At 60.4% G+C, this 26,983-nt stretch carries 21 protein-coding genes; 8 read left to right on the top strand and 13 right to left on the bottom strand.

Annotation, left to right across the window (positions count from 1 at the left end):
* Positions 1 to 3: 3 nt before the first annotated feature.
* The gene (locus AArcS_RS02555) at positions 4 to 987 is read right to left on the bottom strand and encodes a class I SAM-dependent methyltransferase (protein WP_238478860.1); all 984 of its coding nucleotides are present in this window, start codon (positions 985 to 987) and stop codon (positions 4 to 6) included.
* Positions 988 to 1,028: 41 nt separating this feature from the next.
* Positions 1,029 to 1,301 (bottom strand): amphi-Trp domain-containing protein, encoded by a 273-nt coding sequence (locus AArcS_RS02550; protein WP_238478859.1) that lies wholly within the window; start codon positions 1,299 to 1,301, stop codon positions 1,029 to 1,031.
* 203 nt (positions 1,302 to 1,504) lie between these two features.
* Here AArcS_RS02550 and AArcS_RS02545 point away from each other — a divergent pair, with 203 nt between their 5' ends.
* The 4 genes from AArcS_RS02545 (at position 1,505) to AArcS_RS02530 (ending at position 5,597) form a co-directional block, all read left to right on the top strand.
* Positions 1,505 to 1,783 (top strand): helix-turn-helix transcriptional regulator, encoded by a 279-nt coding sequence (locus tag AArcS_RS02545; RefSeq protein WP_238478858.1) that lies wholly within the window; start codon positions 1,505 to 1,507, stop codon positions 1,781 to 1,783.
* A gap of 207 nt (positions 1,784 to 1,990) precedes the next feature.
* Positions 1,991 to 3,316: an aminotransferase class III-fold pyridoxal phosphate-dependent enzyme gene (locus AArcS_RS02540; RefSeq protein ID WP_238478857.1), complete on the top strand. Its 1,326-nt coding sequence runs from the start codon at positions 1,991 to 1,993 to the stop codon at positions 3,314 to 3,316.
* Between the two features lie 94 nt (positions 3,317 to 3,410).
* The gene (locus AArcS_RS02535; RefSeq protein WP_238478856.1) at positions 3,411 to 4,670 is read left to right on the top strand and encodes a glycosyltransferase family 2 protein; all 1,260 of its coding nucleotides are present in this window, start codon (positions 3,411 to 3,413) and stop codon (positions 4,668 to 4,670) included.
* Positions 4,671 to 4,733: 63 nt separating this feature from the next.
* Positions 4,734 to 5,597 carry a glycoside hydrolase family 16 protein gene (locus AArcS_RS02530; RefSeq protein WP_238478855.1) on the top strand — a complete coding sequence of 288 codons (864 nt, stop codon included), beginning with the start codon at positions 4,734 to 4,736 and terminating at the stop codon, positions 5,595 to 5,597.
* On the opposite strand, the gene AArcS_RS02525 is transcribed toward AArcS_RS02530, so the two are convergent.
* Together AArcS_RS02525 and AArcS_RS02520 are read right to left on the bottom strand one after the other, a co-directional pair.
* The gene (locus tag AArcS_RS02525) at positions 5,598 to 6,980 is read right to left on the bottom strand and encodes an outer membrane protein assembly factor BamB family protein (protein ID WP_238478854.1); all 1,383 of its coding nucleotides are present in this window, start codon (positions 6,978 to 6,980) and stop codon (positions 5,598 to 5,600) included.
* 114 nt (positions 6,981 to 7,094) lie between these two features.
* Positions 7,095 to 7,670 (bottom strand): DUF8170 family protein, encoded by a 576-nt coding sequence (locus AArcS_RS02520; RefSeq protein WP_238478853.1) that lies wholly within the window; start codon positions 7,668 to 7,670, stop codon positions 7,095 to 7,097.
* Positions 7,671 to 7,787: 117 nt separating this feature from the next.
* Here AArcS_RS02520 and AArcS_RS02515 point away from each other — a divergent pair, with 117 nt between their 5' ends.
* The gene (locus tag AArcS_RS02515; RefSeq protein ID WP_238478852.1) at positions 7,788 to 8,198 is read left to right on the top strand and encodes a transcriptional regulator; all 411 of its coding nucleotides are present in this window, start codon (positions 7,788 to 7,790) and stop codon (positions 8,196 to 8,198) included.
* 58 nt (positions 8,199 to 8,256) lie between these two features.
* Here AArcS_RS02515 and AArcS_RS02510 read toward each other — a convergent pair whose 3' ends face one another.
* From AArcS_RS02510 to AArcS_RS02500, 3 genes are all read right to left on the bottom strand, one after another.
* Positions 8,257 to 8,526, bottom strand: coding sequence for a DUF433 domain-containing protein (locus AArcS_RS02510; protein ID WP_238478851.1), 270 nt, complete (start codon positions 8,524 to 8,526; stop codon positions 8,257 to 8,259).
* Between the two features lie 83 nt (positions 8,527 to 8,609).
* Positions 8,610 to 8,888 (bottom strand): hypothetical protein, encoded by a 279-nt coding sequence (locus AArcS_RS02505; protein ID WP_238478850.1) that lies wholly within the window; start codon positions 8,886 to 8,888, stop codon positions 8,610 to 8,612.
* Between the two features lie 107 nt (positions 8,889 to 8,995).
* On the bottom strand, positions 8,996 to 12,085 hold the full coding sequence (locus tag AArcS_RS02500) for a BGTF surface domain-containing protein (protein ID WP_238478849.1): 3,090 nt from the start codon (positions 12,083 to 12,085) through the stop codon (positions 8,996 to 8,998).
* Positions 12,086 to 12,400: 315 nt separating this feature from the next.
* Between AArcS_RS02500 and AArcS_RS02495 the strand changes: the two genes are divergently transcribed.
* Positions 12,401 to 12,634: a DUF8150 family protein gene (locus tag AArcS_RS02495; protein WP_238478848.1), complete on the top strand. Its 234-nt coding sequence runs from the start codon at positions 12,401 to 12,403 to the stop codon at positions 12,632 to 12,634.
* A gap of 16 nt (positions 12,635 to 12,650) precedes the next feature.
* On the opposite strand, the gene AArcS_RS02490 is transcribed toward AArcS_RS02495, so the two are convergent.
* On the bottom strand, positions 12,651 to 15,146 hold the full coding sequence (locus AArcS_RS02490) for an efflux RND transporter permease subunit (RefSeq protein ID WP_238478847.1): 2,496 nt from the start codon (positions 15,144 to 15,146) through the stop codon (positions 12,651 to 12,653).
* On the bottom strand, positions 15,146 to 16,780 hold the full coding sequence (locus AArcS_RS02485; RefSeq protein WP_238478846.1) for a COG1361 S-layer family protein: 1,635 nt from the start codon (positions 16,778 to 16,780) through the stop codon (positions 15,146 to 15,148). Before AArcS_RS02485 ends, AArcS_RS02490 begins: the two co-directional genes overlap by 1 nt.
* Before the next feature lie 240 nt (positions 16,781 to 17,020).
* Here AArcS_RS02485 and AArcS_RS02480 point away from each other — a divergent pair, with 240 nt between their 5' ends.
* On the top strand, positions 17,021 to 17,623 hold the full coding sequence (locus AArcS_RS02480) for a TetR/AcrR family transcriptional regulator (RefSeq protein WP_238478845.1): 603 nt from the start codon (positions 17,021 to 17,023) through the stop codon (positions 17,621 to 17,623).
* Between the two features lie 211 nt (positions 17,624 to 17,834).
* Here the strand turns inward: AArcS_RS02480 and glmM are convergent, their stop codons facing one another.
* Positions 17,835 to 19,154 (bottom strand): phosphoglucosamine mutase, encoded by a 1,320-nt coding sequence (glmM, locus tag AArcS_RS02475; protein ID WP_238478844.1) that lies wholly within the window; start codon positions 19,152 to 19,154, stop codon positions 17,835 to 17,837.
* 129 nt (positions 19,155 to 19,283) lie between these two features.
* Here glmM and glmU point away from each other — a divergent pair, with 129 nt between their 5' ends.
* Positions 19,284 to 20,480, top strand: a complete 1,197-nt coding sequence (gene glmU, locus AArcS_RS02470; RefSeq protein WP_238478843.1) for a bifunctional sugar-1-phosphate nucleotidylyltransferase/acetyltransferase — start codon at positions 19,284 to 19,286, stop codon at positions 20,478 to 20,480.
* Here the strand turns inward: glmU and AArcS_RS02465 are convergent.
* The 3 genes from AArcS_RS02465 to AArcS_RS02455 form a co-directional block, all read right to left on the bottom strand.
* Positions 20,477 to 21,055: a metal-dependent hydrolase gene (locus AArcS_RS02465; RefSeq protein ID WP_238478842.1), complete on the bottom strand. Its 579-nt coding sequence runs from the start codon at positions 21,053 to 21,055 to the stop codon at positions 20,477 to 20,479. The genes glmU and AArcS_RS02465 overlap by 4 nt on opposite strands.
* 141 nt (positions 21,056 to 21,196) lie before the next feature.
* Positions 21,197 to 22,618, bottom strand: a complete 1,422-nt coding sequence (locus AArcS_RS02460; RefSeq protein WP_238478841.1) for a PGF-CTERM sorting domain-containing protein — start codon at positions 22,616 to 22,618, stop codon at positions 21,197 to 21,199.
* A gap of 24 nt (positions 22,619 to 22,642) precedes the next feature.
* The gene (locus AArcS_RS02455) at positions 22,643 to 26,845 is read right to left on the bottom strand and encodes a glucodextranase DOMON-like domain-containing protein (RefSeq protein ID WP_238478840.1); all 4,203 of its coding nucleotides are present in this window, start codon (positions 26,843 to 26,845) and stop codon (positions 22,643 to 22,645) included.
* Between the last annotated feature and the right edge of the window lie 138 nt (positions 26,846 to 26,983).

Genomic DNA, 26,983 nt, shown 5'->3' with positions numbered 1-26,983 from the left:
GAATTACGCCCGGGTCAGTCGGACGTCGAGACAGACGTTGAACTCGTGGGGGGCATACGAGCGCACCGTGTGAGCGCGCTCGACCGTAACGTCGTATGCCGGTTCTGCCGCCGCACGGATCGCTCGCTCACCGGGGCCGTACGGGTCGTCCTCGTGTTGAATGTCGTAATAGTGGAGCACACAGTCCTCCCCGGCGAGTTCGACTGCGGTATCGAGGAACTCGTCGGCGCTGTGGGGGAGGTTCATCACGATTCGGTCGGCCCAGCCGCTGTACTCCGCGGCGACCTCACGGATGTCGCCCGCAATCGCCGTTACACGCTGTTCAACGCCGTTTCTTCGGGCGTTCTCGCGGAAGTACTCGATGGCGCGCTCGTTGATGTCCGTACCGACGACAGTGGCACCGCGGGTCGCCGCAGGGATCGCGAAGGGGCCGACGCCCGCGAACATGTCGAAGACCTGCTCGCCGGGCGTGATCTGCTCGACGACGCGGTGGCGTTCCGTGGCGAGTCTCGGCGAGAAGTAGACCGCGTCCAGATCCAGTGCGAACTCACAGCCGTACTCGCGGTGTACCGTCTCAGTGCTATCACCGACCAGTACCGTCCAGTCGCGGACGCGCTGTTCGCCCTTGATTTTCGAGGCGCGATCGAGCACCGTCTCGACGGGGAGGGCGGACTCGTCGACGGCGTCGGCGATCTCGCGTGCCCGCTCCGGGTCGTCCTCGTCGAGGATCACGACATCACCGAGCCGTTCGTAGCTCGGCTCGTAGCCCAGAATGTCGGCGGGCATCTCCGGGAGCGATCGTTCGGGGAGGTCACGGGTGACGAGCTCATACTCCTCCGGGACGGCGTCCGGATCGACCACCGGGATGTAGATCGCCCCATCTTCGGCGACGATCTCGACGTCCTCGGCGACCAGATCGGCCTCGGCGAGCGAACGACGCGTCTCCTCGCCGCGCTCGCGGGGGACCCGTACGCAGTGGGCGTCCATGGGCTATTGTGAACGCGCCCCGGAAGTAACCGCTTCGTTTCTCACTCGATGCTGACGGGGGCGTCGTCGCTCTCGCCGGGCTTCCACTCCAGCTCGAACTCGATGCTCAACTCCTCGCTCCCAGCTTTCCCCTCGCGTTCGGCCTTGATCTCGAACGTCGGGTTCTCCGGTGGATCCATATCGACGGACTGATCGCCCGCCGTGAGGGTAATCGACTCCCCTGTGTCCAGTTTATCCGCGACAGCGCGGAGGGTGTCAGCGATCTCTGCGCGGCTCTGCTTACGTTCTGTCTCGAACAGCACTTCTTCTGGCATACCTTCTAGTAGGCGTCGTATCGACATAACTCTCTGCCTGATCGAACCACTTCCAGAACGTTTCAAATTGGTAGTAATTTGTCAGAAGCGATCGGCAATTGACCAGTAAAAGGACGTTCCAGTGAGTGTGCAGCGTTACGCCGTCATCTATGCAAGACGACACACTTATTTTCACGGGAGGGTTACTCTCGAATCGTTATACGATGTACGATCTAACAGGGTTCCAACGTGATCTGTTGTACGTCATCGCCGGGAAGGACGAGCCTCACGGCCTCGCTGTCAAAGACGAGCTAGAGGAGTACTACGAGTCGGAGATACACCACGGCCGCCTCTACCCCAACCTCGACACACTCGTCGACAAGGGACTCGTGGAGAAAGGCGAGCGCGACCGCCGGACGAACACCTATTCGATCACGCGACGCGGGCAGCGCGAAATCGACGCCCGGGACGAATGGGAGTCTCGCTACACCGACGACGAGTAAGGCGCTGAACATCCCTTGATCCGGACCGGTCACGACTGAAAGGGTGGCACCGGCACCCTGTCAACCGTCGTAGGGGGCTGCCCTCCGCTGGTCTGGACGGCAGTTCCCTCCTGCTTCTCCTCTCTCGTGGGTACTGCAATCCCAGCGAGCAGTCCAGCCACAAATCCGCCCGGTTGGTTTAACATACCGCGAAGATAAGGAATAATTATGGACAGAAAGACAGCAGAACCGGTTGTCACCGACATTCCCGGCGATCGGGCAGACGAGTGGGTCCAGTATCACCACGAGTTCGCTGCCCCGAGCACCTACGTCTACGAGTTCGTCTGGGACGTGACGAGCGAGTCGATCGGTCCGTTCTGTACAGACATCGACGGCAACGTCTTGCTGGATTTCACCGCTCACGTTGCGGCCTCACCGCTTGGGTACAACAACCCCAAAGTCACGCGTGCGATGGAGGGGTTTGACATTCCCGAACCGACGAAGATCGCCGGGCAGGACTTCTACGCCAGCGGTGGCTGGCCCCCCGAGGACCCAGAGTTCCCCGGCCCGACCCAGCTGATGGAGCGCCTCGTCTCCGCCTCGGACGGGCTCGATCAGGTGTTCCTCTCGAACACGGGTGCGGAGGCCGTCGAGAACGCCATCAAGATCTGTTATGCCGACCGCGGGCATCGTGGCGTCACCTTCGACGGTGCCTTTCACGGCCGCACGCTGGGTGCGCTCTCGCTCAACCGATCGAAGGCGGTCCATCGCAAGGGCTACCCGGAGATCCCCGGCGTGCTCAGCGTCCCTTACTGCACCTGCGAGGACGAGTGTACCTGCGGATGGGAAACCGACGGCCCCGCTGGCAACGCACTCGGCGACAAACTCCACCCCGAGCGTGGCGTCATCGATCCCGAAGAAGTGGCCTACATCATTCTGGAACCGATTCAGGGCGAGGGGGGCTATCGGATTCCCTCGGATCGATTTCTGGAGGACATCGCCACGATCCGTGAGCGCTACGGTATCCACATCATTGCCGACGAGATCCAGTCAGGACTGGGTCGGACCGGCGAGTTCTGGGCGATCGAGCACACGCCGATCGAGCCGGACGTCATCGCCAGCGCGAAGGGCCTGCGTGTCGGCGCGACGATCGGGCGCGCGGACGTCTTCCCCGACGAGACGGGTCGGCTCTCCTCGACGTGGGGCGCGGGCGATTTCCTCTCGGCGCTCCAGGGCGTCGCGACGGTCGACGCCATCGAAGAGTACGACCTGCAGGAGAACGCGACGAGACGTGGGAAGCAGGCAAAAGAACTGCTCTCGGACGCTTACCTACCCGGCGTCGAGGACATCCGCGGGCGGGGTCTGATGCTTGCCGTCGAGTTCGACACGAAAGAGCGGCGTGAAGACGTGGTACGCGCGGCGCTCTCACACGGCCTGCTGACGCTTGGCTGTGGTCACAAAACGTTGCGCTTGCTGCCTCCCCTGGACGTCACCGAGCGAGAGATCGAGATGGGTGTGGAGTTGCTTGCGCAGGCTGTTCAGGACGTCGCCTGACAGGTCGGCTGGGTGGGTGACGCCCCCGCACGATATTTCGTGAATTCTCACACATACCGTCAGCTTATTCATCGGATAGTCAAAGGGGAAGTGTATGCTCCCCGGTCTCTCAACACTGTTCGTGTTTCTCGCCTGGACAGTGTTCGTGCTGTACTCCGTGTCGATCCTCACCTGGTTAGTGCAGGTGTTCGTTCTCGGGCGGAACCAGCTCGTTTCCGAAGAGGATCTGGCGTACGGCCACGATGACGTGCAGGTGCGTATCCTCACCATCGGTGCGGAGGCCGTCGTCCAGGCAACGGTTGATTCCGTCCCCGACGCCGTCGAGGACATCCACGTGATCGCCGAACGCGATATCGAGATCGACGGTGCGACGGTCCACGTCGTCCCCGAGGAGTTCGACTGTGCGGCTCGACACAAGGGCCGTGCCCTCGAATGGGCCCGCCGTGAGGTTTCCTGTACTCGAGAACATATCCTCTATCTCGACGAGGACACGATCGTCCAGAACTTTCAGGGCCTGCCCGACGCGGACGTCGTCCAGATCACCGAAAAGCCCCTGTACACCGGCTCCTTGCTCGCCTTCCTCTGTGAGACGTTCCGGATCGGCTACCAGTACGAACAGCGCTCGTTTGGCTGGTTCACGTATCCGCTGTACGCCTGGGGCGGCGGTGTCGCGATCCGGAAATCGCTCGAAGACGAGCTCACGTGGGACGTCGAGACGATCACCGAGGACACGAATTTCGTCTGGCGCGCTGCGGAGTCCCGCGATCTTGATTTTCGCGTGCTGAACCTGAAGTTCCGGAATCAGGCTCCGCCATCGGTGCGGGGGATGTTCCGCCAACGCCGCCGCTGGTTCGCGGGAACCCAGCACGCGTCGGGATTGCTACCCGGCCGGTACAAGCTACTCTTTGGCTTTCGCCTCATCACCTGGGCCATGTCCCCGCTGATCCCAGTGTTGTCACTCCTATTGCTGGCCGTCCCGCAGTACGTGCCCGAATCAACCCTGTACCAGTTTGGCTCGCTCGGCCTGTTTGGTGTGCTCTTTTTTATCACGCTGCTGGGGACGCTTGTGTATCTCCCCCGCGAGCGTGTCACACTGCTTGCGCTCCCGCTGACGCCACTGCTGGTCGTGTTGAACACCGCCGGCGCGCTCTGGGCGCTCATCTCCCCGGTCCACACCTTTGCCGTCACAGAGAAAGTAGCGCCCGCTCCAGAGCACGTCTCGCCGCGGGAGATCGAGCGAGTACACCCGAAACTCGAACCGGGGGCATTCGAGCACCACGATGGGGCCGATCGGCTGATCGCGGACGGGGGTGTCGACGCAGAGGACGATGCGATCCCTGCACCCCAGGAGTGAGCGAGTTCACGGGGAGCCCCTGGTCTTTATCGGCTCCGGCCTGCTACAGAGAGCAGTGATCCGATGCCCGCTGGCCAGACACGGCGACGGCAGTTGCTCGTGACATTCGGTTGTCTTGCCGGTGCTGGCTGTCTTGCCCCCACAGGTGACGACGGATCGCCGCCGGAAACAGAGCCTGATCACTGGCAACTCGTCGTTGACGAGCAGTGGGAGCGGTTCGACACCGATCGGTGGGCGGTCGGCTTTATCGACCGCGCCGAATGGATCCCCGACGACGATGCGACGGTGAGTGCCGATCACGTCACGGTCACCGACGGACAGTGTCGGCTGACCGTCGAGTCGACCGGGGCCGGGCCGGAGGGCTGTTTTCAAGGTGTCATCAATTCGAGTGTGGGCGGTGAGTCCCACCATCCAGAGGTGGGGATCCCGATCGATCCAGTCCCCGGCCAGTACGTCGAAGCGAGGCTCCAGCTTCCCACGCGCCCCGGCGTGCTCCCGGCGTTCTGGATGCACCCAGCCAATATGCACTGGCCACCGGAAATCGATATCGTCGAGTGGATTCCCGGAACGGATCCCGACCGCGTACAGGTCGACGTCCACTGGAGTCGGTCCGGCAGGTCGAACGACATGGAGACACACGAGCACGACCCGGTCTCCCTCGACGTGGGGGCAGACGTCTCGGCGGGGTTCAATACTTACGGCTGTGCCTGGTTCGAAGACCGGATCGAGTGGTACGTCAACGGCCGTCGGGTCCGAACGGTGTCGGGCTCCCAGCCGATGATCAGCGCGCTTACCGACACACCAGCGCGGCCGTTCGGCCTGATTTTTTCGACACACGTCAACCGAATCGGGGAGGCGGCCCTGGAGGAACGCTGGTCGGAGCACCTGCTCATCGACTGGGTGCGTGTCTGGGAGCGGGCCGACTAGCTACTGTGCTTCCCGCAGACAGTACGCGTGGCCCGGCTCCTCGAGAACCGTCTCTTCCTCGTCGTCGTAGTAGTTCGAGAAGACGCCGCGCTCGGCGTAGTAGACGCGACCGTCAACGGGTACCGCCGCGCTCGTGACCCGGCCGCGGTTCTCGACCCGCCAGCACCGGTCACCGGTCTCGCGATCCAGCGCGTACAGATGGCTGTCGTACGAGCCTGCGAGCACTTTGCCCGCAGTCGCAGTAAGCGCGCCGATCACCCGCCCGTTCACGTTAGTGGTCCAGATCTCATCGCCCGAGTCGGCCTCAAGCGCGCGCACGATGCCGCTGTCGCCGCCCGCGTAGACGATATCCTGCTCGGGATCGACGGCGGGGTTGGACATGTTCGACCGGCCGGTGTCGACGGCCCACTCCTCGCTGCCGTCCTCAAGGTCGAGACAGTAGAAGTTGTTGTCCCACGAGCCAAAGTAGCCCCGCCCGTCGTGGGCCGCCACGGTGCCTTTGATCTCCGCACCCGCGCGGAACTCGCCGCCCTCGCGCTCCTCGCCGTCGGCATCGGCCTGGAACTCCCAGAGGAACTCCATCGAGGGGAACTCCCAGCAGTAGACGACGCCGTCGTTCGAGCCCGCCACGATCCGGCCCAGATCGAGGTCGATCGTCGGTGAGGGATGGGGCTGGCCCCAGATCCGCCCATCGCTCCACAGCGGCTCGCCCGTCTCGGCGTCGAGTTCCCAGAGCGCCCCCGAGGAGGGGCTTCCGTACTCGGCGATCACGTACAGCGAGCCCTCGTAGTACGCCGGGCTGGAGCCGACCGCAAGCGTCCCGTCGAGGTCCGAGGAGGGCGTGTGCCAGACGATCTCGCCGTCGTCGATATCCAGTGCGTAGACGTCGCCGTCGTAGCCACCGATGTACGCCGTGTCGCCCACGATGGCCGCCGAGCCGTGAAAGCCAAAGTCGGTCGCGCCGGTCTGGACGGTCCACTTCTTCTGTCCGTCCGGGCAGTAGGCGTCGATCCGGCCCGTATCGCCCGCGAAGACGATGGTATCGCCCGCCGGGGTCGGGACCGGGCTGGCCTTCGCCGCCGTATGGCCCACGTAGTTCATCGGCGTCGACCAGTTGACCTCGACTGACTCGGGGACGTGCTCGTCGGGGTAGTAGTACAGTCGCCGGAGCCCACGGCCGAACATCGAGACGTCCTCGTCGGGATGGGTTGCGTACTCCGAGACCGAACTCGCCGGTTCCACGGGATCACACTCGATCGTCTCCTGGGGGCTCGGCTCGCCGCCGAACTCCGCACAGCCCGCGAGTCCGGCCGTGGCCGCCACGCCCGCCGCCTGGAGGAGTCGGCGTCTGGTGGCCCAGGGGTCACTGGTGGAGGGGGTCATTATGCATGGAGATAGGCGGAACCCGCAAAAACGTCACGGTCGGGAGTACAGTCGAGATCGTGCTCGCTATGGAGATTACTCGTCGTGAACCAGCCGATCAGGGCAGAGGAGATATCAAGGCAGGTCTGTGGTAGCGTTGATGAGGTCGTCTTCGGTGGTCCAGATATAGAGTCGGCCAGCTTCAGCAAGCATCTCAAAGATTGCTGTCTGCATCCCACTGTAGGGATTCTCAGTATTCGCGTTCGTTTCAACAGCTTCCGGTGTCAGGTCGGTGTACTCGCGTTTGAGCACATGTGTTTTCTGGAAGTACGTTTCGAGAGCTGTGAAGTAGCCCTGTTCGACGAGGAAACCGCCCTGATCGTGTTCGCTAACACCGATGATGAAATCGGTGTAGTCGGCAAGAATTCGGAATTTGAGATATGTGTTCACCCATTCTTGCCGGATATCAACCATCAAGAACGCGTACGCGCTGGTGCGTCGGTTCAGTCTATCTTTGACGAGCTGGAGTCGGTGGATTTCGGGGCGACCGTAGCCACCAAGTACGAAGTACGCGCAATCGGCCGAAAAGATCGGAGATAGCTCTGCGACACTGTGCTTGAGGGCCTCGTATTCCTCCGGCGATAACGAAGTATCGTGGAGGTATTCGTTGGCTTTTTCCGAAAGTTCCGCCGCTCTGTTCTCCTCGATCATATATGGTAGTGACTGCGGCTCCACATTAATGCAGTGATCGAATCGGTTACCGATTCAGTCATAACCGATTCGTATCTGGGCGAAATACTTAATCCGGTTCTCCCCAAAGTAGTGTACATGAGCACACCAGACCACCCGACGGGCGGGATCGATACGGTGCGGGAACGACTGAACGTCGTCACCCAGGAGACGCGATTCTCGCTGATTCAGGATATCCTCGGGCATCCTGCCCAACTGCCGACGCTGAAGGAACTGGACTACGTCAACCCGGATAAAAGTCAGACGACGATTCGCCAGCACCTCCAGAAACTCGTCACCGAGGGCATCGTTGAGGAAGTCGCGCTGCCGAAAGACCAGCGGCAAAACGACCTCCCGTACAAGTTCTACGGGCTTAGCGAGGAGGGCCGTGAGTTCCTGGATGAACACGGGCTACTCCGTGCGGAGGAAACGCTGGGGGAGATATACAACACCATCGAAAAAACCGAGACTATCCAGCGGTACGAAACCGCACCGCGGCCCGACCGCTAACACTTTCGCACCACGTTTCAGCTGTTTCACTTGGCGGTCCAGATCAAAAACTGCCCCATCACGAGACGTTGGGCTTCAGCGCGGTTTCGCGAACCCGCTCGAACGCGTCGGCGTTCTCCCGTGCGAGCTCTCGCATGGTGTCGGGGTGTGCATAATAGTACGAGAGTGCCTCGTACACTGCTGCAAGCGCCACGTCGAGCTGATCAGCAACGTGGGGCGGTGACTGATCGCCGTCGATCACCATGTCGGCGACCTGTCGAACCGCAATTCGAGTCCCCTCGATCCGTGGCTCACCCCTGAGAACGTCTTCGTCCTGGGTGATAGTCATACGCAATCGTATGCGCGGCTCCACTAATACGTTTGTGGGGCGAAATTGACGACTGCCAGCCACGGGCGGAATCCGCAAACACGTCACGGTCCGGAGTACAGTATGTCGTCGATATCATCCTCGTCCGTCGCAGTTCCCGATGCTATCCGTCCACTGCGCATCGTTGCTTTCTCGGATGCCGAAAGCGGGACTGCACTGTCCCGGAACGAGTCGACGATCTCGTTCGGTGACCGGCAGGCAGTGTCGAGAATTCGCGTGAGTAACTCCTGTTTCGTGATGGATTGTCCGGTCTGGCATCGTATCTCCGCCTGCAGCGCTTCGAGGCGGGCGTTCGTCTCGTCGTCGATCCGAATCTCCCGCATGCTCAGTTGTTCGCGCTACTGCCACAAAACGATGCTGTAGCTACCGCTCTCGGGTGTAGCACGCAAAAGAAAGGAACTGCAAGGGAACTCGACTACGTCAGTCGAGTTTAGTTGTTGTTACGACGGCGTGCGAGGAGTGCAGCACCGAGGAGCGAGAGGACAGCGACCATCAGGCCGAAGCCGGGCTGGTCGTCGTCATCTTCGGGTTCCTCGACGTCATCGTCCTCTTCGACGTCGTCATCTTCTTCGACGTCATCGTCTTCTTCGACGTCGTCATCTTCTTCCTCGTCCTCATCGACGTTGACGGTCAGCGTTCCGGTCTGACTGTCATCGTCGGTGGCGACACCGTGCTCGTACTCGCCGTCGAGCTCAGCAGTGTCGACATCCTCGAACTCAACAGTGTAGTCCTCGTCACCGTCGAGGGTAACCTCTTCAGTGGCGATGGCGTCACCGTCGAGCGTGAGGGAGACGTCCTGGGTACCTTCCTCGTCACCAGTGTTGGTGATCGTGGCCGAGACGTCGATCAGGTCGCCCTGATCAACTTCAGCGTCCTCGGGGTTGAGGTCAGAGACCTCGAAGAAGGCTTCTTCTTCCTCAGGTTCTTCTTCTGCTTCGACGAGCGTGGACTCAATCTCGTCTTCGTAGTCAGTCGAGAAGCTACCGTCCTGTGCGCGGAGGTCGAACGTCTGTCCAACTTCCTCGCCCTCGAAGTCGTAGACAGCGGTGAAGACACCGTCGTCGTCGACTTCAACGGTCGAGGTCATCGTGAAGACACCGGCTGCGCGAGCGCGGGTGTCGACCTCGCTGCCAGCTGCAACGTTGGTCTCACCAGTCATCTCGGCATCAGCCTGAGCGGGCACTTCCTCAGCGGAGTCGTCCCACTCAAGTTCGCGGTCCTCAATGTCGAATTCGCCCGTGAGGGCGTCATCGTCACTGGCGAAGAAGCTATCCTCGAAGACGTTGTAGTTCACGTCGAACTCAACGTCGAGTTCGTCGGTGTCGTCACCGTAGAACTCCTCGGCAGGCTCGTCAACGGAGATGACGAGCGTACCGTCGTACTCGTTGTCGTCACCGTCTTCGAGGATGGTGACGTCAATCTCTTCTTCGGCACCGGTGGTGTCGTAGATGTCGTCGAACTTGTCGTCGTTACCAACGTACCAGACGTCGGGGTCAGCGTTCGGGGAGACATCACCTTCGAGGAAGCTGAGAACGGCACCCTCGTCATCACGGTCTGTGGTGAGGAGGTCGCCGAGCTCATCTTCGTCGAAGTGTTCAACAGCGCCTTCCAGACCGAAGTCGTCGATGCTCAGGAGGACCTGATCACCGTGTGCGAACTCGTCAGTCTGGCTGACAACTGCGTCGTCACCGAAGACATCGTCGAGGTCCTCGGCGTTATCGTCAGCAGGTGCGGTCCAAGTTGCGCTGTCGGACGGACCACTGTACTCCGAGATCGTCACGAAGCCAGTGTCAGTCTCGTCACCAGCAGCGGTCTCAGCGAACAGTTCGTAGTCACCGGCCGCAAGCGGACGGTTGAGATTCGTATCTTCCTCGACCGTCAGGTCAACATCGTCTTCCTGAACGGACCAGACATCCTCACTGTCGAACTGCTCGCCCCAATCACCATCACCGCCAGCCGTGAAGCTGTTGAACTCGAGCGTGATGGTGTCGTGGTCATCGTTGTCCTCAACGAAGACTTCGGTTTCGTAGCCGACCTCATCCTCGTCGCCGAGGATGATGGTGCCTTCGTCAGTTGCTTCGAGAGCGATCTCGATCTCGGAGACGTCACCGCGATCGATCAGCTCCGCGTCGACAATTTCGACTTCCTCGTCACCCGTCTCGGTGACGGTCACAGAGGCGCTGTCGGAGGCCGTAGTGTCGACAACGTCGAAGTCGAAGTCGTAGTCGTCAGCGTCAACGCCCGTGAAGTCAAGCGCGAACGTGCGGTCGCTACCGCGGTCGAGCGTCACGGTTTCGTCATCCTCGTCGACGCTATCGACAGCGCCGCCGAAGATGTCTTCAAGATCCTCTTCGTCGAGGCCGTCAGCGGACACTTCGAGCGCGTAGGAGCCACGGTTGGACTCAACGTCAAGCTCAAAGTCATCCGTGATGTCGCTGACTTCGTCAGCTTCGAACTCAGCGTCGAGGTCCTGAACTGCCAGCTCGAAGGTGTCAGCCTGATCTGGGTCGTTCTCACCGCCACTACCAGTCAAGTAGTAGTTGTCAGCGTCACGGTCAAGATCAACCGTTACGACACCAGCGCTATTTGCACTCAGTTCCGTAACAAGGCTTGTAGACCCATCATCGTAGGTCCGAAGCTGAACGTCTTCGTTGTTGTCGAAGCCGTCAACAGCGATTTCCTGGCCGCTCCAGACAAGCGATCCGGACAGATCACTGTAGTCGGAGTAGTAGACGTCAACGCCGAGTTCTCCAGCGATGTCAGCTTCCGTATCCTCGTTGACCGTCAGCGTCGCATCGTCACTCAGGGTTTCAGCGCCCTGTGGGACCATGTCGCCAGCTGCGCCGTCATCGGAGAAGTGCACGTTGGCGTCTAGGTCGTATGGACTAGACTCGTGGGTGAGGACCGTATCGAGTTCAACTTCAATGTCGTCCTCGTCACCAGTCTGCTCTTCACTGACGCCGAGGATATCGCCGTCCTCGTTGGTGATGGAGACGAAGTAGTCAGCGTCTTCGCCGTCATTGAGGATTGCATTATCGACTTCAAGCTCAGTCACAGGCTCGTCCTGATCAGCTGGGTCGAAAGTGATCACACCACCAAAGACCGTAGCGGTCTGATCGACATCTTGAGCACCGCTGAGGTCATCTACATCTTCGTAGATCTCAACCGTGTGCTCGCCAGGCGAGGCCTCTTCAACTGTCTCGCCGTCAACATCGTCGTCCTCAGCTACGGTGACCACTACGTCTTCGCCGTCGATATCACCAACCTGTGTGATACCGACAACGTCTCCGTCAGTGTCGTCGCCCTCGTGGACGACAACATAATTACCTGCATCTGCCGTTACATCCTCGACGGTAATATCAGTACCGTCAACAGCCTGGTCATTGAACTCCAGGCTCGCTTCGTTGGCGGCTGCGACGCCCGCGAACGATGCGGACATTGCAACCATCGAAAGTACCATAATCGCGGCCAGGAACACTGCGCGTCCCTTTTTGCGATATGATTCTGTATTGCTTGTCATGTGTTGTTGTGTTATCTCATTGTCGTCGGCATCAGCATCTTTCTCACGCGGACCGTGATACTCAACTGCTGGTACCATGGGTAGGGGTACGTTATACAAGTTAGACCATGATTATAAATGCTTTGTGGTGGTTTCGGGGCATGGTAAACCGTGCCATAACCCCTGAAGTCGACGATATCGGTGAATTAAGTAAATCTTACCGTCAGACATTCGTCCGACTCACTATATAAACCGCGAGCGGATCTGTTGTCTCACACCAGTGTACGTAACTGTTGGATCCCGAACACCCAGCTCCAGACACCGCCGAGGAGGAGTATGACCGACTCAGATCTTCGTGACCAACTGGACGAGAAACACGAGCGCAACCGGGAGCTCCGGCTGGACGCAATTCATCGGTGGGTGGAGTTTATCGAGGAGCAACCGCCGGAGGTGTGGGGGCCACAGCAGAACAGACTGGTCAACTCACAGTTACAGTCCGCCCGCGAGTCCGGACTTGACGCCGAGCACTACCGGCGTATCGAGGAGGCGGGCAAGAATCAGACGGAGTAGCCTGCCACAATCAGGATCACGCCCGTGCCAGCCACGACGGGACGAACTCGCCGGTCGAGACGCGATCCCAGACGACGATCGCGGAGGGCAACACGAGCACCGAGCTCAGCCACGCGTAGAAGACACCCAGTGCGAGCAGCAGGCCGAACTCCATGATCAGTGGGATCAACGCCAGATACAGCACCCCGAGGCCACTCACCGTCGTCAGCATGCTGCCGGTGAGCGCGCCTCCAGTCCCACGCACTGTCGTCTGGAGGGCGTCCTGTATGCTTTTCCCGTCCTCGAACTCGTCGACAAAGCGGTGCATGAAGTGGACGGTGTAGTCGACGCCAAGCCCGATCGACACCGACAGAATCGGCGCGTTGATCGGTGAGAGTGGGATATCAAACGCCCGCATCGACCCGGCCAGCAACGCCACGGCGAGCAACACCGGGACGAGGTTGAGCACGCCGTAGACCGCCCGCCCTTCGAGCCACCAGTACGAAAGCACCAGAAAGACCATGGTGAGGACGAACGCGACGAGCAGGCTGTTCAACGACGCATCCGTGATCTCTTCGAGGATCGACTCGAAGATGACGAGCTGTCCGGTCGCCGTCGCATCGAGACGCATGTCCTCCGCGAGCGCGCGGGCGGCAGCCACTGCCTCCTCCTGTTCGGCATCGACGTCGACCTGCACGTCGATCACAGCCCCAGTTCGGTCGGTCGTCAAGCGGTCCCGTGCCTGATCGCCCGCGGGCGAGTCGAACAGATCATCATACACCACGTCGACGTTCCGGTCCGGGATCCCGTCACCGCTTCCGTCGTACCGTTGAACAGTTCGGGCGAACTCGGGATCCGCCGATTCGTGGGACTCGATCACACTGAGGATCGACTCGGCATCAGCCTGCCGCCCCTCGGACTTGAAGGCATCGTCGGGGTCGTAGAGCGCACGGTCGATCTCCGTGAGGCCGCGATCGGATCGTAAGTCATTGTCGTCGACATATATTGTCACCGAGTCCTGGAACCCCTGCTCGAAGTCGTCTTCGAGATACGAGAGCACCTGTATGAACGTGTACTCACCCGGCTGGAGCGGTCCGGGCAACGACTCGTACTGCTCGATCCGATCCTCGTCCGGGAAGAAGGCCTGCTCGTCGAACTCGGTATCGACGCCGGTCCCATACGCGGTCGCCCCGACACCGAGTGCGAGCACTGTGACGAGAAACACCACTGGGGCGACTTTCGAGATCGTCACACCCACCGTGAGCACTCGCCCCAGCGCGGAGTCTTCTTTTCCGAGCGGGCTCGTTCCAAACTCGGGGAATCGCGTTCCCTCGCGGAGCGTGTCAGCGCCCACCTTCCCGGCGGGGAGGAAGATTCCGAAGATGAGGAACGTAAAGATGATCCCGGCAGTGCCGACGATCCCGAAGTCACGGGTGACATCGCTGATGAGGTTCGCCAGCAGGCTAAACACGGTCGTCAGCGTAACGATCAGGAGGGCAATCAGGAGCTGCTGGGTGGTGATCCGCATCGACTCCTCGATCTGTTTGCCCAGCTCCCGTTCTTCCCGATAGCGATTGATAATATGGATTCCGAAGTCGATCCCGACGGCGAGCAACAGCGCGAAGACGGTGATCAGCTGATCCGAGAACGGGATCTCGGCGAGCGTCATGAAGCCAAACGTCCAGATAAACGTCAGTACGAGGGAGACGAGCCCCAGCATGAGATCGATCGGATCCCGATACGCAACACCGAGGAAGAAGATGATCAGGATAATCGCCGCGGGGAAGACGACGATCGCCGTGTCGCTGAGCAACTGAAGTGTCTCCTCTTCGATGATCGCATCGCCGAAGAGGATGACGTTCTCGCCGGACTCGTATCCCTCAATGCTGTCCGCGATATCCTGTGTCTGGAACTGGAGATCGGCCGTATCACTCGTCTCCGCGTTTGGCGGGGTATTGTACGTGATTGCCACCTGCGCGACCGACGCCGACCCCGACTCCGGTTTGAAATCCGTGCTGACGGGCAGCCCAGCCGTCTCGTCGGCGTCCGCAATCGCCTGGTCGAGCTGGCGCTGTGGCGTGCGCTCGATCGTGCGATACTTGTCTTCAGCTGTCGTCGCGTCGGGATCGAGCTGCTCTGCGACAAGCGAGGCCGGACTCGTCGAGGACTCGACACGCAACCCGTCTTCGGTCTCGATACGGTCCTGGAAGGTTAACATCCGTAACAGCGACGGCTTCGAGAGGACGTTTCGATCGTCCTCCACGAACAGCTGTGCCGTTGTCCCGCCGGTATCACGCCCCTCGTCCCGGAACTCCTCTTGGATCTCATCGAACGCTTCCTGTGCGTCCGAGCCTTCGGTGAACTGATCGGCACCGGCCTCCTCTTCGCCCTCGCTGACGGCGATCGCCCCCAGGAAGACGGCAGTGATCACAACGAAGACGAAAACGACCGTCCAGGGGCGCGTTGTGATTGCTGTGTTGACCCACCGTGTGAGACGGGAGTCCTCCGCCTGATCAGTGTCTGCTGAACTCATCAGCTGTTTGCCCGCCGCTGCCACCAGACTCCAGCAACGGCGATAGCCGCGAGGACACCGCCGATCGGGAACAGAAGAGCGAGCAGCCCACCATCATCATCTTCTACCCCTTCCTCGACATCGACCGGGAACTGGTAGGTATCGGAGACAGTCGTGTCACCACGCTCGGTATCGTACTGGAAGTCGAGCTCGACCGGATACGTCTGGACCTGTGCGTTCTCCGCTGCGGTCATATCGAACCGGATCTCGGCGGACTCATCCGGTGCAAGCGAGGGGACGAACGCCTCGTCGTCCTCACTTTCCAGCGGGCTATCCGTGTACAGGGCTGCATCGATATTTGAGAGTGTTTCGGGCCGCTGGTTCGTGATTTCTATGATCAGGTCTGCAGTCTCACCCTGCCGAACTGTCGTCTCTACGCCATCCAGCGAGAATTCGTCAGTCCGAGGATCCACCACGACACGCTGGGAGATCGGGCCATCCTGTCCCGTCGATCGGTCCCCGGAGCCGTATTCGACTGTGAACTGGAGCTGGCGTGGCCCTTCATCTGCCTGCCCACTCACGTCAGTCGGATATCTGAACGAGGTTGTCTCCCCTGCATCCAGTTCGGGCAGTGCGTACCGCGTATCCTCGATGAACAGCGACTCACTCTGGGGCTCAACGATCAGTACTGCGTCGTCAACGTTCCGGGGCCCCTCGTTCGTGATATTCCCGGTGACCTCGCCGTCGTAGCCAACCGACAGCGTATCCTCTATGGTATCGATAGCAAACCGCTGTTCGGCTGCCGGAGCGAGACTGGCCGTTTCGGGCCCGGCCTGTCGTTCGATCCCGGCGCCATCTCGATAGCTAAGGTCAAGCTGGATGGGCTTTTCGCCGCCACTTGTCGTCTGGGGGATCTCCACATCAACCGTGACCGATGCTGACTCATCCGGTTCGAGATCGCCGAGTAGCTCTTCGGCAGTGCCGCCGTCAACCGTTATGCCGCCGCCACCACTGATCGTCGCCTGCGTCGCGTTTGCAGCCTGTGCGCCGACGTTTTCGACAGTTAGTGTTGCCGGTCCGTCCCCGCCAGGCTGGACGTCCGTGTCAACATTGGAGATGTCAAACCGTGGCTCGTCGGGAACGACGATCGTGAGATCGAACCGTTCACTGTTGGTCCTGTCCGAGCGCGTTCCGGAGTTATCCGACACCTGCCACGTGTAGGCGTAGTCGGCTTCGACGGTGATCTCGTACTCGCCCGGATCGAGATCATCGGGCGCTTCGATGCGCTGTGTTGCGCTGATGCTCTCACCCTCGGGTAACGACCCCAGCGAGGACTGGCCCGACTTCACGTCAAACGGCCCCTCATCAACGACTTCGACTGAGAGGCCACGGGCGGTCGTCACACGCTCGCTCTGGGTGCCAGTATCAAGGTCGCCCCGGTTTTGCAGCTGAATCTCGATCGATTCCTCGGTGCCAGCGTTGAGCTCCGGCTCGGGCAGGAAGGCGTCGAGGTCGGGCTCACCCCGTGTCAGCTCGCCGGACGATGAATCCGGAGCGGACTGCTGGGCAAGGACGGCTGGGACGGCAATGGTAACAGCGGCCAGAACGACAACCAGCGCCGCGACCGCAACAGCAGTTCGTCGATCCGCTTTCACAGAAACCACCTACTCACTTGTCGGGGAGGACGCCCCATTTGGACCGACTTCACGCTGTCGTTCATGCACACTTGTTTGGGACCTGATTATTAAGAATTGTGATTGAACATTCAATCACTTTGTTTATCGTGCTCGACATCGAAATTGGAGTATGCTACAGGTGGGACACACCTCCACAGATGTTGGTTGTTTATATATCCAGATAGAGTCACCATCGACCCAGAGTGGACCACCGTGACAATGGCTGAAGATCCGTTTGCGGACGCGGCGACGACACAAGAGGAGATCCTTGGGGCAACGTACAGGGCACTGTGTACTGACGGCTACGCCGATATCACCATCAAATCGATCGGTGAACAGTTCGAGAAGAGCCCGTCGCTTATCTACCGGCATTACGAGGGAAAAGACGACCTCGTGCGAAGCTGTCTGGAGTACCTACTGGAGGGCTTCGAGAGTCAACAGACCAGTGGTGAGCTCGAAAACCCCCAGGAGCAACTCGAGGAGTTCGTTACGTCCATGCTCTCCACGGAGCTCGACGACGAAGAGCGCCAGTTCATGGCGACACTCGTTGCCCTCCGGGCTCGGGGTGTTACCAACGAGGAGTATCGAAAGCTGTTCACACGCAGTGATACGATCCTCCGATCACATCTCGTGTCAATCATCCAGTCCGGAATCAACACAGGGGAGTTCCAGGAGTGTGACCCGGAAAGCGTCGCAGAAACACTTCTCTCTATTCTCTCCGGCGTCTCGACCCGACAGGCCACATCCATGTCGGATGAGTGGGTCATCGATGTCCACTCTGAGGTCGAGGAATACCTGACGCTGCGTGTCTACGCTGAGTGATTCGGCCATCAGTTGCGGTCGAAAACCGCCCTACGATTCTGTCATGGCGTCATTAGTGTCAGTACTCATTATTGTGTGAGACGCTCGTCTCACAGATAGGCGTTTCCTGTGTTGCCGGGGGGCCACAGCCTATTCCAAACAGCATCTCGGCTGTTGATATTCGACACAGTCAAGTGATACCGTTCCCCTCTGCTCCGGAGTCCTGGAGTCGCTACTCCTTAATTGCGTCCTCGACCAGCGCTCGCGCTTCCTCGTACAGCTCCGTCGTCGTGGCCTCAGTTCGACCCTCCGCAGTCACCCGAACCAGCGGCTGGGTCCCACTGGCGCGCACGAGAAACCAGCCATCCTCGCGCTCGACCCGGACGCCGTCGAGCGTTTCGACGGACTCGTACTCCTCCTGTGCACGCGCGGCGACCCGTTTCATGATCTCGCGTTTGGCGTCGACTGCGATGCTCTCCCGGCGAAGCGGGTAGTTCGGAAGCTCCTCGACCAGCGCCGACAGGGGCCCCTCCCGGTCGACCAGGGTGGCGAGCTTCGCTGCGGCGAGCGGACCATCCGGAGCCAGCGTTTCGTCGGGCCAGATCCAGGCACCGCTTGGCTCCCCGCCGAACACCACGTCGTCCTCGCGGGCTCGCTCTGCGACGAACACGTCACCTACGCGTGTGCGCGTGAGCGACGCACCGACCTCGGCGAGCGTGTCGTCTACCGCGAGGCTGGTGTTCAGCGGGGCAGCCACGACGTCGCCCTCGCCTGCCGCCCGGCGACCGAACAGGGCAAGGAGGGCGTCACCAACGATGAACTGGCCGGTCTCGTCAACCGCCATCATCCGATCGGCGTCGCCATCGTGGGCGATCCCCAGCTCGGCGTCGGTTGCGGCGACGTGTGCCTGCAGCGTCTCGCAGGCCGCCTCCGTGGGTTCGCTCGGCCGACTGGGGAAGTGGCCGTCCGGCTCGCCGTTGAGTGTCTCGACCGAGCAGTCTAGCTCGCGGAGGACGCCCGCCGTGACGCCGCCTGCACCGTTGCCGACGTCCACGACGACCGAGAGGTCCTCGATCGGGGCGACCGCATCGACGATGGCTTCGTGATGGCGAACCGTCGCGCCGTCCCACTCGCTCACTTCCCCTACGGCATCCCAGTCCGCGGGATCGTACCCGTCGGCCTCGACGAGCGCCTCAATACGCTCCCGTCGTTCCTCGTCGAAGGCCATGCCCGAGGGCGTCCAGAGTTTGATCCCGTTATCCGTGGGCGGGTTATGCGAGGCGGTGATCATCACGCCCGCATCGGCGTCACGCCAGGCCACCGCCCGCGCAAGGGTTGGGGTGGCGACCATCCCACAGTCAGTGACATTCCCACCGGACTCGCGGACGCCAGCCGACAGCGCGTCGGCGAGGAGCGGACCCGTCGTTCGCGGATCCCGACCGACGACGATCCGTTCTGCGCCATCCGCGACGAGTGCGCGTCCGATAGCTACCGCCAGATCGACCGTCACGTCCGTTCCGAACTCCCCGCGAACGCCACTTGTGCCGAACATATGTCATCTGACGTGTCGATCCCTAACAGTCGTTCGCCTTTCGGCCACCGAGGTCTCATACGCAGATGATGCCATGGAAGACTACGCAGGATCCGGGAGTTTATACGACTCAGCCTACCTGAAACGCGTATGGACGCTGTCATTATCGCTGCAGGCGAGGGGACCCGGATGCGCCCGCTTACGCGTGGGTGCCCGAAACCGTTGTTGCCACTGGGCGAATCGACCCTCATCGAGCAGACAATGGCTCGGTGTGTGGATGTCGTCGATCGGTTCGTTGTCGTCGTCGGCTACATGGGTGAGACGGTCAAGGACCGGCTGGGAGCGGAGTACGCGGGGATCCCGATCGAGTACGTCACACAGGAAGAGGCGCTCGGGACCGCCCACGCGATCGGCTGTGCACGGGAGGCAGTCAGTGATCGATTCCTCGTGATCAACGGCGACGTCGTCATCAACGAGACACTGCCCCGACAGCTTGCCGCGGACGATGGTGCGACGGTCGCCGTCCAGCCAGTTGCAAATCCGAGTTCCTACGGCGTGGTCGAGATCGAAGGTGGCGAAGTGACGAGCCTCGTCGAGAAGCCGGACGATCCGCCATCGAATCTAATCAACACAGGCATCTACGCGTTCGAGCCGTCGATCTTCGAGTATATTGATCAGACAGAAAAGAGCCCGCGTGGGGAGTACGAGATCACCGAAGCGATCGAGTTATTGATGGCCGATGACCAGTCGGTCACGGCCGTCGAATACGACGGTCCGTGGCTCGATGTCGGACGCCCGTGGGAGCTGCTGAATGCCAACGAGGCTGTGCTGGACGGGCTGGACGGTCGAATTGACGGGACCGTCGAGGACGGCGCGACCCTGCAGGGCGAGGTCGTCGTCGAATCCGGCGCGCGGATTCGCTCGGGTGCATACGTCGAAGGCCCCGTAGTGATCCGCTCGGGGGCTGATGTTGGACCGAACGCCTACGTTCGCGGCTCCACGGTGATCGGCGAGGACGTCCGGGTTGGCAACGCCGTCGAGGTGAAAAACTCCGTCCTGATGGCTGGCACCGCAGCGGGCCATCTCTCGTATATTGGCGACTCGGTGCTCGGGCAGGACGTCAACTTCGGCGCTGGAACGAAGGTTGCGAACCTCCGCCACGACGATAGCGCTGTCCGGATGCTGGTGAAAGGCGAACAGATCGACACTGGCCGGCGCAAACTCGGCGTCGTCGTCGGTGACCGAACGAAAACGGGGATCAACACGAGCCTGAACGCTGGCGTAAAGCTGGGTGTCGAGACGGCAACGATGCCCGGAGAGTCAGTACTGCACGATCGGACGAACTAGCTGCTGCTTGCGGACGTTCCAGAGACAAAGCTCCGGAGTTTGCTGCGGGAGTAGGACAGGCCCGGACGGCCATCAAACCACCAGACAATGATGGTGATCCCGAACAGGCCGAACTCGAACAGCAAGTAGTTCGACAGATCCAGCGTGAGGAATGCGTCGATGACCGATGGAGTCTCCCCCTCCTCGTAACCAGGGACAGAAAGCAGGGGCCACAACAGAAAACGTGCCTCGGCTGGGTCGCCCCACAGGAACGCGGGTACGGCGTCGACAATCACGTGCGAGAGGTTTCCAATCGCGAACGCGATGCCCCACTCCGCTTGGAGCCGGTGGTGACGCCGACAGGTCTCGTAGACCGCGAGGCTGACCGGAACGGCAAACAGAAAAGAGTGGGCGAGAGTTCGCCCAGTTGGGAGGATCCCAAACGTCCACGACAGCGGCTTGTCAATCAGGTCGGGAAACTGTGTGCCGACGACGAGGAATATCGTCGCAACAGCCAGTGGTCGGTGTCCGTATCGAGTGCGCGTGTAGAGCGTATACAGGAGGTACCCAACCGCGAGATGTCCCCAGGGCCACATATCCCGCTGTAGAACTGGAAGCAACTTAACTTGCGGTCTATGAACAATGTGGCTGTTGACCGTCTGAATATGATTGCTGGCGTGGATCCAGCATCAACAGTCCGAAGGACGGGAGTCCTACTGTGGGATCTAGTGAGCTGATCAGGTCCTGCGATGACCCACTATCAGCACGGCTACAACCCCGACAAGCGTGACCAGCACGCCGAATCCTGGCTGGTCATCGTCAGCAGGTTCGTCGTCGGCAGTATCGTCTTCGGTTTCGTCGTCCTGCTCGGTATCATCAGCGTCCTCATCTTCGGTCTCATCCTCTTCAGTGTCGTCCTCCTCGGTGTCATCGTCGTCCGCCTTGGTGACGGTGAATGAGAGGTCCGTCGAATCGTCTTCCGTTTCGAGGACCATGTCGTACTCGCCCGCATCGTCGAAGGTGGTTGACAGCGTCACATCGGCCGCCTCATCACCATCGAGAGCCGTCGTATCGCTGTCGACAACGTCGCCGTCGAGAAGTAGCGAGACATCCTGTTCGTCATCCTCGTCGCCGGTATTCTCGACTGTCGCTGTGACCGTTAGCGTCTCGTCAACGCTGATCGAGGAGTTCGCCTCGACTGTCGAGATATCGAACGCCGCAGGGTCAGGCGATGGGGTTGGAGGCGGTGACGGGGCTGGCGACGTGTCGTCCGAGTCGTCAACGTCGACGGTCAGACTGTCGTCACCAATGATCTGGACGTCCGGCTGATTGTCAGCCGTCGCCACACCGGTGAATGCATACTCAGTGTCGTCCGCTGCGTCTTCTGGGACGCTCACTGAGTAGGAAATCTCAACGGTATCACCGTCTTCGAATGGCTCTTCGAGCCCGATAGTGAGGCTTTCGTCGTCGATCGCATCGATCACCGGATCAACCGATTCGCCGTCGTGTGTCACCGACTGTACGGTTGCGTCCGAAACCCGCTCGTAGTCCTCGAAGACGGTAATCCGGTCAGCATCATCGTCGAGTTCCAGCGCCAGGTCAACAGTAGCGGTTTCACCCGCGTCAACGGTAGTCGGATCCAGTGACCGATCCGCCGACGCTATCGGATTCTCCGCGATCTCAACGGACGAGTCGCCACCGATATCCACGTCTTCCTGCTCGTCGATCCCGGCCGTGCCATCGAACGACACTGTCTCGTCACTGTCGACCGCGTCTGCAACGGTCACCGTGTACTCGACAGTGACCGTATCACCGTCTTCAAAGGACTCTTCTGCTGCAACCGTGAGCCCGCGATCATCGACAGCAAAGATCACGGGATCGATAGACTCGCCGTTGTGTTGCAGATCACCAGCTTCCGCAGCACCGGCGTGTGTGAAGTCGTCCTGGATGGTCAACCGATCACCGCCGTCCGTGACGGTGAGCTCAACGGAGACAGCAACACTGTCCCCGGGCTCAACTACCGTCTCGCCGACCGTTCGGTCAGCCGTGTCGACTGATGCGAGGCCGACACCGCTGAACGCAACACTGGCTGCGACGACCGAGACGAGCAGCACCGCAGCGACCGTGACAGCCCGTGACTTCGTTTGAGTGAATTTCATATCGTGTGTCACCAAGCTGTACCGTTATTCGGAGTCTCCACGACGCCAGTTGTCCGCAGCATCGCGGAGCGTGTCGGTGTCTGTCTTTCCATCCTCCCAGTCGGATTCGGCGTCCTGGAGGCTCTCTGTCGATACGTCGCCGTCTTCAGTGTAGTCGTCGAGGTCTTTCGTCTCCACTGCGTACGGGATTGTCGCACGGTCCTCCTCGGTAGCAGAGAGAGCGTCCTCCTGTGAGACGGTTGGCGGGGTGACGATATCGAGCACTCGTGGAGCGTTGTCAGTGTCGGCGCCCGCAAAGTTCCACTCCTGTTGGGAGTCCTCTGTTACTACGTCGCGCAAGCCACCGGGGCCGAAGCCGTCGTGAGCGGACACCGCGAACGCGAGTTCATGATCCACCAGCGGTGCCTCGAGTGCCTCAGTCGAGAACTGAAGGACGATTGCATCGTCCATCTGAACGAGTTCGATATCCAGGTCGCCGATACTGTCTCCCTCGGCGTCCTCGAACTCGGTGATGTCCTCGCCATCTGCGGCCAACATATACTGGTACTCGGCTTCCAGAGTCGCCTGGACCCCCTCGCGGGCGTCGTCGGTTCCCGGAGCTTCACTGTCAGGATTCCGGATGTAGACCTGCGGGACCGGATGTGAGAAGCCGCGAGGCAGGTCGAACTGGTTCTCGAGTCCGTCCGGGTCCATCTCGAAGGCGACTGCTGCGCGTTCGTCGTACTGATCTTCGTAGACGGCCACGCGGTCGATGTCTATGGAGCCGTCCGGAATCTCGAACTCACTCGGATAGATGTAGTTTCCGGGACCGAAGCCGGTTCCGTCGCCGCCGTCGTATTCGCGGACGAGTTCACCGGGATAGACTCGGTTGCGGATGCCCTCCACCATGTCGAGAAGGGGAATTACGGCCTCGTTTTCGGTGTCGTATTCGAGTGCCTCGCTGTTGTCGATGTCGTTCGGCGTCACCGCATCGATGATGTAATGACGGGTGAACGGGTTGTCCGGGTCCTCCCACTCATCGTCATCGAAGCGCGTGTCCTCGAATTGGAAATCACCGCCGTCTTCGGTCACCGCACGGAACCCACCACCATCTTCGCCCAGAAGTAGCGGTGCGAGTTGGAGATCTGTCAGGTCGCTCTCGAATGAATCCTTCGGAATCGTAACCTGGATCTCGTTACCGTCGGTCTCTGCAGTCCCGGTTGCAACAGGATCTGGATCCTCCTCATCGATCTGTTCGGTGGTGAAGACTCTTGGGTCAGTGAACCCGTCCGCTTCGATCCAGAGGTTGTATTCATCCTCGAACGAAGTGAAGAACGCATCGCCGAAGGGATCGAAGTCGACACCGTCCGCGTCGTGGGATTCATCGCGGACGAAAATATGTGGGAACTGAAGTGAGAAACCATTCTCGTCGTCGAACGGACTTTCCAGGTCCGCAATCTCGAACGCAAACTGCACACTCTCCTCGCTCTCACGAACTTCGAAGTGCGTAAGATCGAATGCACCCTCGTTGAACGCCTCGTCCGTCGGGTATTCGTACCAACCGGGACCATCGTCCGTCCCTTCGGGAACGTCCCACGATGCCAGCACGTCGAACTCTTCACCGAAGTCCTCGGTTTCGAGCACGACGAGATCGTCGACTTCGACGATCGTCACCGAGTCGTCCTCGTCGTTGTGGTCGGCAGCGACGTCTTCCTCGTGGAAGTGGTCAAATGTGTCCGTTTCCTCCGAAAGCTCGACGGTTTCTGGCTCTTCGTTGAAGTTGATCACGACCGAGACCCGCTCGGGACCGTCGATGTCGAGATCGGAGCCATCTCGACCGAACAGGAGGAGTTCCGCGTCTTCTTCGTCCTCGACGTCGAAGAAGATTGGCTCGAAACTGGCATCGGTATGGAGGACCTCGTGCTCGTGATAGAAGTCGATGAGGTCCTTGTAGAACTCGAGGTGGTCTTCGGGATACTCGTCCCAGTTCATGAACGCCCGCTGTCGACCGCCGGGTCGGACGTCGGCGTCGACGTTGATCATCTCGCCGTCGTCCTCGAAGCCGCGATCGTCCTCGTCGCCAAGGTGTCTGCCTTCTCCGAAGCGGCTAATCTGGCGCTCCTGTCCATAGTACAGTTTCGGGACGCCGGGCATCGTGATCGCGGCGGCCCAGCACAGTCGCATTCGCTGGGCGAAGAACTCCCACGTTTCGTCGTCGATCTCATCGTGGTTCGGATCATCGAGATCGACGGCGGCCTGATTGAGTGCGCGGAGTTCGTCATGGTTTTCGAGCGTGTTGACGAACAGTGAGTGGTCGGGAATCGCGTCCTCCGTCCGCTGCTCTATGTCGCCGAACAGGGAGCCGCCGTGAGCGTCGTCCGCGATAACACCATGAGTTGTCGTCAGGAAGCCAGCCGTGTCGTGGTGCAGCGAGAACATGTTCTCGGAGAGCGCGGCAACCCGCGGGATCGACTCGTCGAACATCAGGAACTCGCTGTCGTTGGCTCGGACGATTTCACGGATTTCCTTCCAGACGTCGTGGGGGACGCCGTAGGCGATGTCCGCACGGAAGCCGTCGACGCCGACTTCTCGGGACCAGAAGTCAGCGACTGCGAGCATGTACTCCCGAAGTGCGACGTTATCGAAGTTGAGATTCGGCATCACCTGCAGGTCCGCAAAGCCGGTGACACGAGGCTCGTCTTCGAGGAGGTTGCCGTCCTCGTCGACGAGTTCGACATCAGCACGGTCCCACCAGTCGAAGTACGGGCTCTCTTCATCCCACTCACTGACGACTGGCCAGGGGTCCGCCTCTTCGGTTTCGGCGATTGTTTCCTGGAACTGTGGATGCGTCCGGCCGGCATGGTTAATGACGATATCGAAGAGGACCTTGATATCGTGCTCGTGACATTCCTCGATGAACTCCTCGTACAGTTCCAGGGCGTGCTCACGCTCCCATTCGGGCGATAGGTCTTGCGAGATACCAGTGTAATCGGTCGTGTCGTACCCGTGTGGGCCGCCACCCGAGAGATGCTGTTCATCGGGATCGATTCCCATTCCGTCCTCGAGATCGAACCCATCGAGATAGGCGAACTGCCGTTCGACACTTGTCGCCGGGACGACCGGTGTAATCCAGAGGACGTCCACGCCGAGTTCGTCGAGATAGTCGATACCCCGAGCATCCTCGCTTCCGTCTCGGAGCGTCCCGTCGATCAGCGTTTCGAGCGTCGTCTCCTCGCGCTCGCCGCCCCACGAGCGCGGGAAGATCTGGTACATAACGCTGTCTTTGAGCCATTCGGGTGGCCGACTCGGAAGCTCGATCGAGCCGTCGTCGTGGAGTTCGATCACGTCGGCGGCGCTCTTTTTCCCTTCTGCGTCGTCGAACGCCGCTGCGTGAACGCGTGCTGATCCGTCGAAGTCCTCCGTGTCGACCGTCGCTGTCAGTCCATCCTCACTGACATCGATATCGTCGTTCGAGAGCCCATCACGGTCGTCGGCAACGAACACTGCCCAGAGGTCGTCTTCGTCAGAGTCGACCTGTGGTGCGGGGTCGGCGTTCGAGTGGACCGTGAAGGTCCCCGCTTCTTCGTCGTACTCGGCGTCAAGGTCGATCCGTGGGGCACCGTTATCAGTATCGGGCGTACTCGGATAGACTGCCGCCCCGTCAGTTTCCGGGAAGGCATAGATCGTCAGTTCGTGGGTTCCATCCGGCCCGTCTAGTTCCAGCGTGTACCAGCCTTCGGCATCCGCCTCGAATTCGACGACATTGTCCTGTCCGGCGTCGTACCGGGGGACGTCACTCGACGGGGTGGCAAACGAGAGAACTTCACTCTGGCCATCACTGTCTTCTGGTGCATCGACAAGCGACCATTCGAAGTCATCCGGAGCGTATCCATCGAAGTTCTCGCCGAGCTCTGGAAGACGCGGACCGAGGTGGTCTCGTCCCTTGTCGAAGAGAACACTGCCGTCGGGCTCTTCGAAATCTGGTGTCCCCTCAGCGTTGAAGCCAACCGCCCAGATCGGGTTAAACAGCGTTTCACCGACTGCGACGAACCGGGGTTCGCCGGGATGGTGTGACTCGACTGGTGTTTGTGGGTCGAATCCCTCCGGAAGCAATGCTTCCGCGTCGGTTGTGGTAAATTCTTCTTCCGCGAAGGTGGGCGCACCCATCGCAGAGAGCATTCCCGCCCCTGCGACACCGCCGAGCAGGGAACGTCGACTAATCTCGTGGAAGTCCGAGTCTTTAGTCATGGGAAACCCCCAGCCCGGTCGTGATGTCGTTGAGATACTCGTCTGGCTGAACAGGCAGCCAGTCAATGGCACTGTAGCTTTCTATCATGGTTGTGAATACCAAGTCCGGCGAAATGTAATGAACTAATACATAATAAA

Origin of the sequence: Natranaeroarchaeum sulfidigenes, from assembly GCF_017094485.1 — an archaeon.
Classification (GTDB): domain Archaea; phylum Halobacteriota; class Halobacteria; order Halobacteriales; family Natronoarchaeaceae; genus Natranaeroarchaeum; species Natranaeroarchaeum sulfidigenes.
Note: the sequence above shows the minus strand (reverse complement) of the source record. Positions and strands in the feature narration are given on the sequence as shown.

Excerpts from the sequence above, each read along its gene's own strand:
- AArcS_RS02490 (WP_238478847.1), bottom strand. The coding sequence starts at position 15,146 with ATGAGTTCAGCAGACACTGATCAGGCGGAGGACTCCCGTCTCACACGG.
- glmM (WP_238478844.1), bottom strand. The coding sequence starts at position 19,154 with ATGTTCGGCACAAGTGGCGTTCGCGGGGAGTTCGGAACGGACGTGACG.
- AArcS_RS02515 (WP_238478852.1), top strand. The coding sequence starts at position 7,788 with ATGAGCACACCAGACCACCCGACGGGCGGGATCGATACGGTGCGGGAA.
- AArcS_RS02500 (WP_238478849.1), bottom strand. The coding sequence starts at position 12,085 with ATGACAAGCAATACAGAATCATATCGCAAAAAGGGACGCGCAGTGTTC.
- AArcS_RS02545 (WP_238478858.1), top strand. The coding sequence starts at position 1,505 with ATGTACGATCTAACAGGGTTCCAACGTGATCTGTTGTACGTCATCGCC.
- AArcS_RS02550 (WP_238478859.1), bottom strand. The coding sequence starts at position 1,301 with ATGCCAGAAGAAGTGCTGTTCGAGACAGAACGTAAGCAGAGCCGCGCA.
- AArcS_RS02455 (WP_238478840.1), bottom strand. The coding sequence starts at position 26,845 with ATGACTAAAGACTCGGACTTCCACGAGATTAGTCGACGTTCCCTGCTC.
- AArcS_RS02520 (WP_238478853.1), bottom strand. The coding sequence starts at position 7,670 with ATGATCGAGGAGAACAGAGCGGCGGAACTTTCGGAAAAAGCCAACGAA.
- AArcS_RS02505 (WP_238478850.1), bottom strand. The coding sequence starts at position 8,888 with ATGCGGGAGATTCGGATCGACGACGAGACGAACGCCCGCCTCGAAGCG.
- AArcS_RS02535 (WP_238478856.1), top strand. The coding sequence starts at position 3,411 with ATGCTCCCCGGTCTCTCAACACTGTTCGTGTTTCTCGCCTGGACAGTG.
- AArcS_RS02540 (WP_238478857.1), top strand. The coding sequence starts at position 1,991 with ATGGACAGAAAGACAGCAGAACCGGTTGTCACCGACATTCCCGGCGAT.
- AArcS_RS02530 (WP_238478855.1), top strand. The coding sequence starts at position 4,734 with ATGCCCGCTGGCCAGACACGGCGACGGCAGTTGCTCGTGACATTCGGT.
- AArcS_RS02495 (WP_238478848.1), top strand. The coding sequence starts at position 12,401 with ATGACCGACTCAGATCTTCGTGACCAACTGGACGAGAAACACGAGCGC.
- AArcS_RS02480 (WP_238478845.1), top strand. The coding sequence starts at position 17,021 with ATGGCTGAAGATCCGTTTGCGGACGCGGCGACGACACAAGAGGAGATC.
- AArcS_RS02525 (WP_238478854.1), bottom strand. The coding sequence starts at position 6,980 with ATGACCCCCTCCACCAGTGACCCCTGGGCCACCAGACGCCGACTCCTC.
- AArcS_RS02555 (WP_238478860.1), bottom strand. The coding sequence starts at position 987 with ATGGACGCCCACTGCGTACGGGTCCCCCGCGAGCGCGGCGAGGAGACG.
- AArcS_RS02460 (WP_238478841.1), bottom strand. The coding sequence starts at position 22,618 with ATGAAATTCACTCAAACGAAGTCACGGGCTGTCACGGTCGCTGCGGTG.
- AArcS_RS02510 (WP_238478851.1), bottom strand. The coding sequence starts at position 8,526 with ATGACTATCACCCAGGACGAAGACGTTCTCAGGGGTGAGCCACGGATC.
- glmU (WP_238478843.1), top strand. The coding sequence starts at position 19,284 with ATGGACGCTGTCATTATCGCTGCAGGCGAGGGGACCCGGATGCGCCCG.
- AArcS_RS02465 (WP_238478842.1), bottom strand. The coding sequence starts at position 21,055 with ATGTGGCCCTGGGGACATCTCGCGGTTGGGTACCTCCTGTATACGCTC.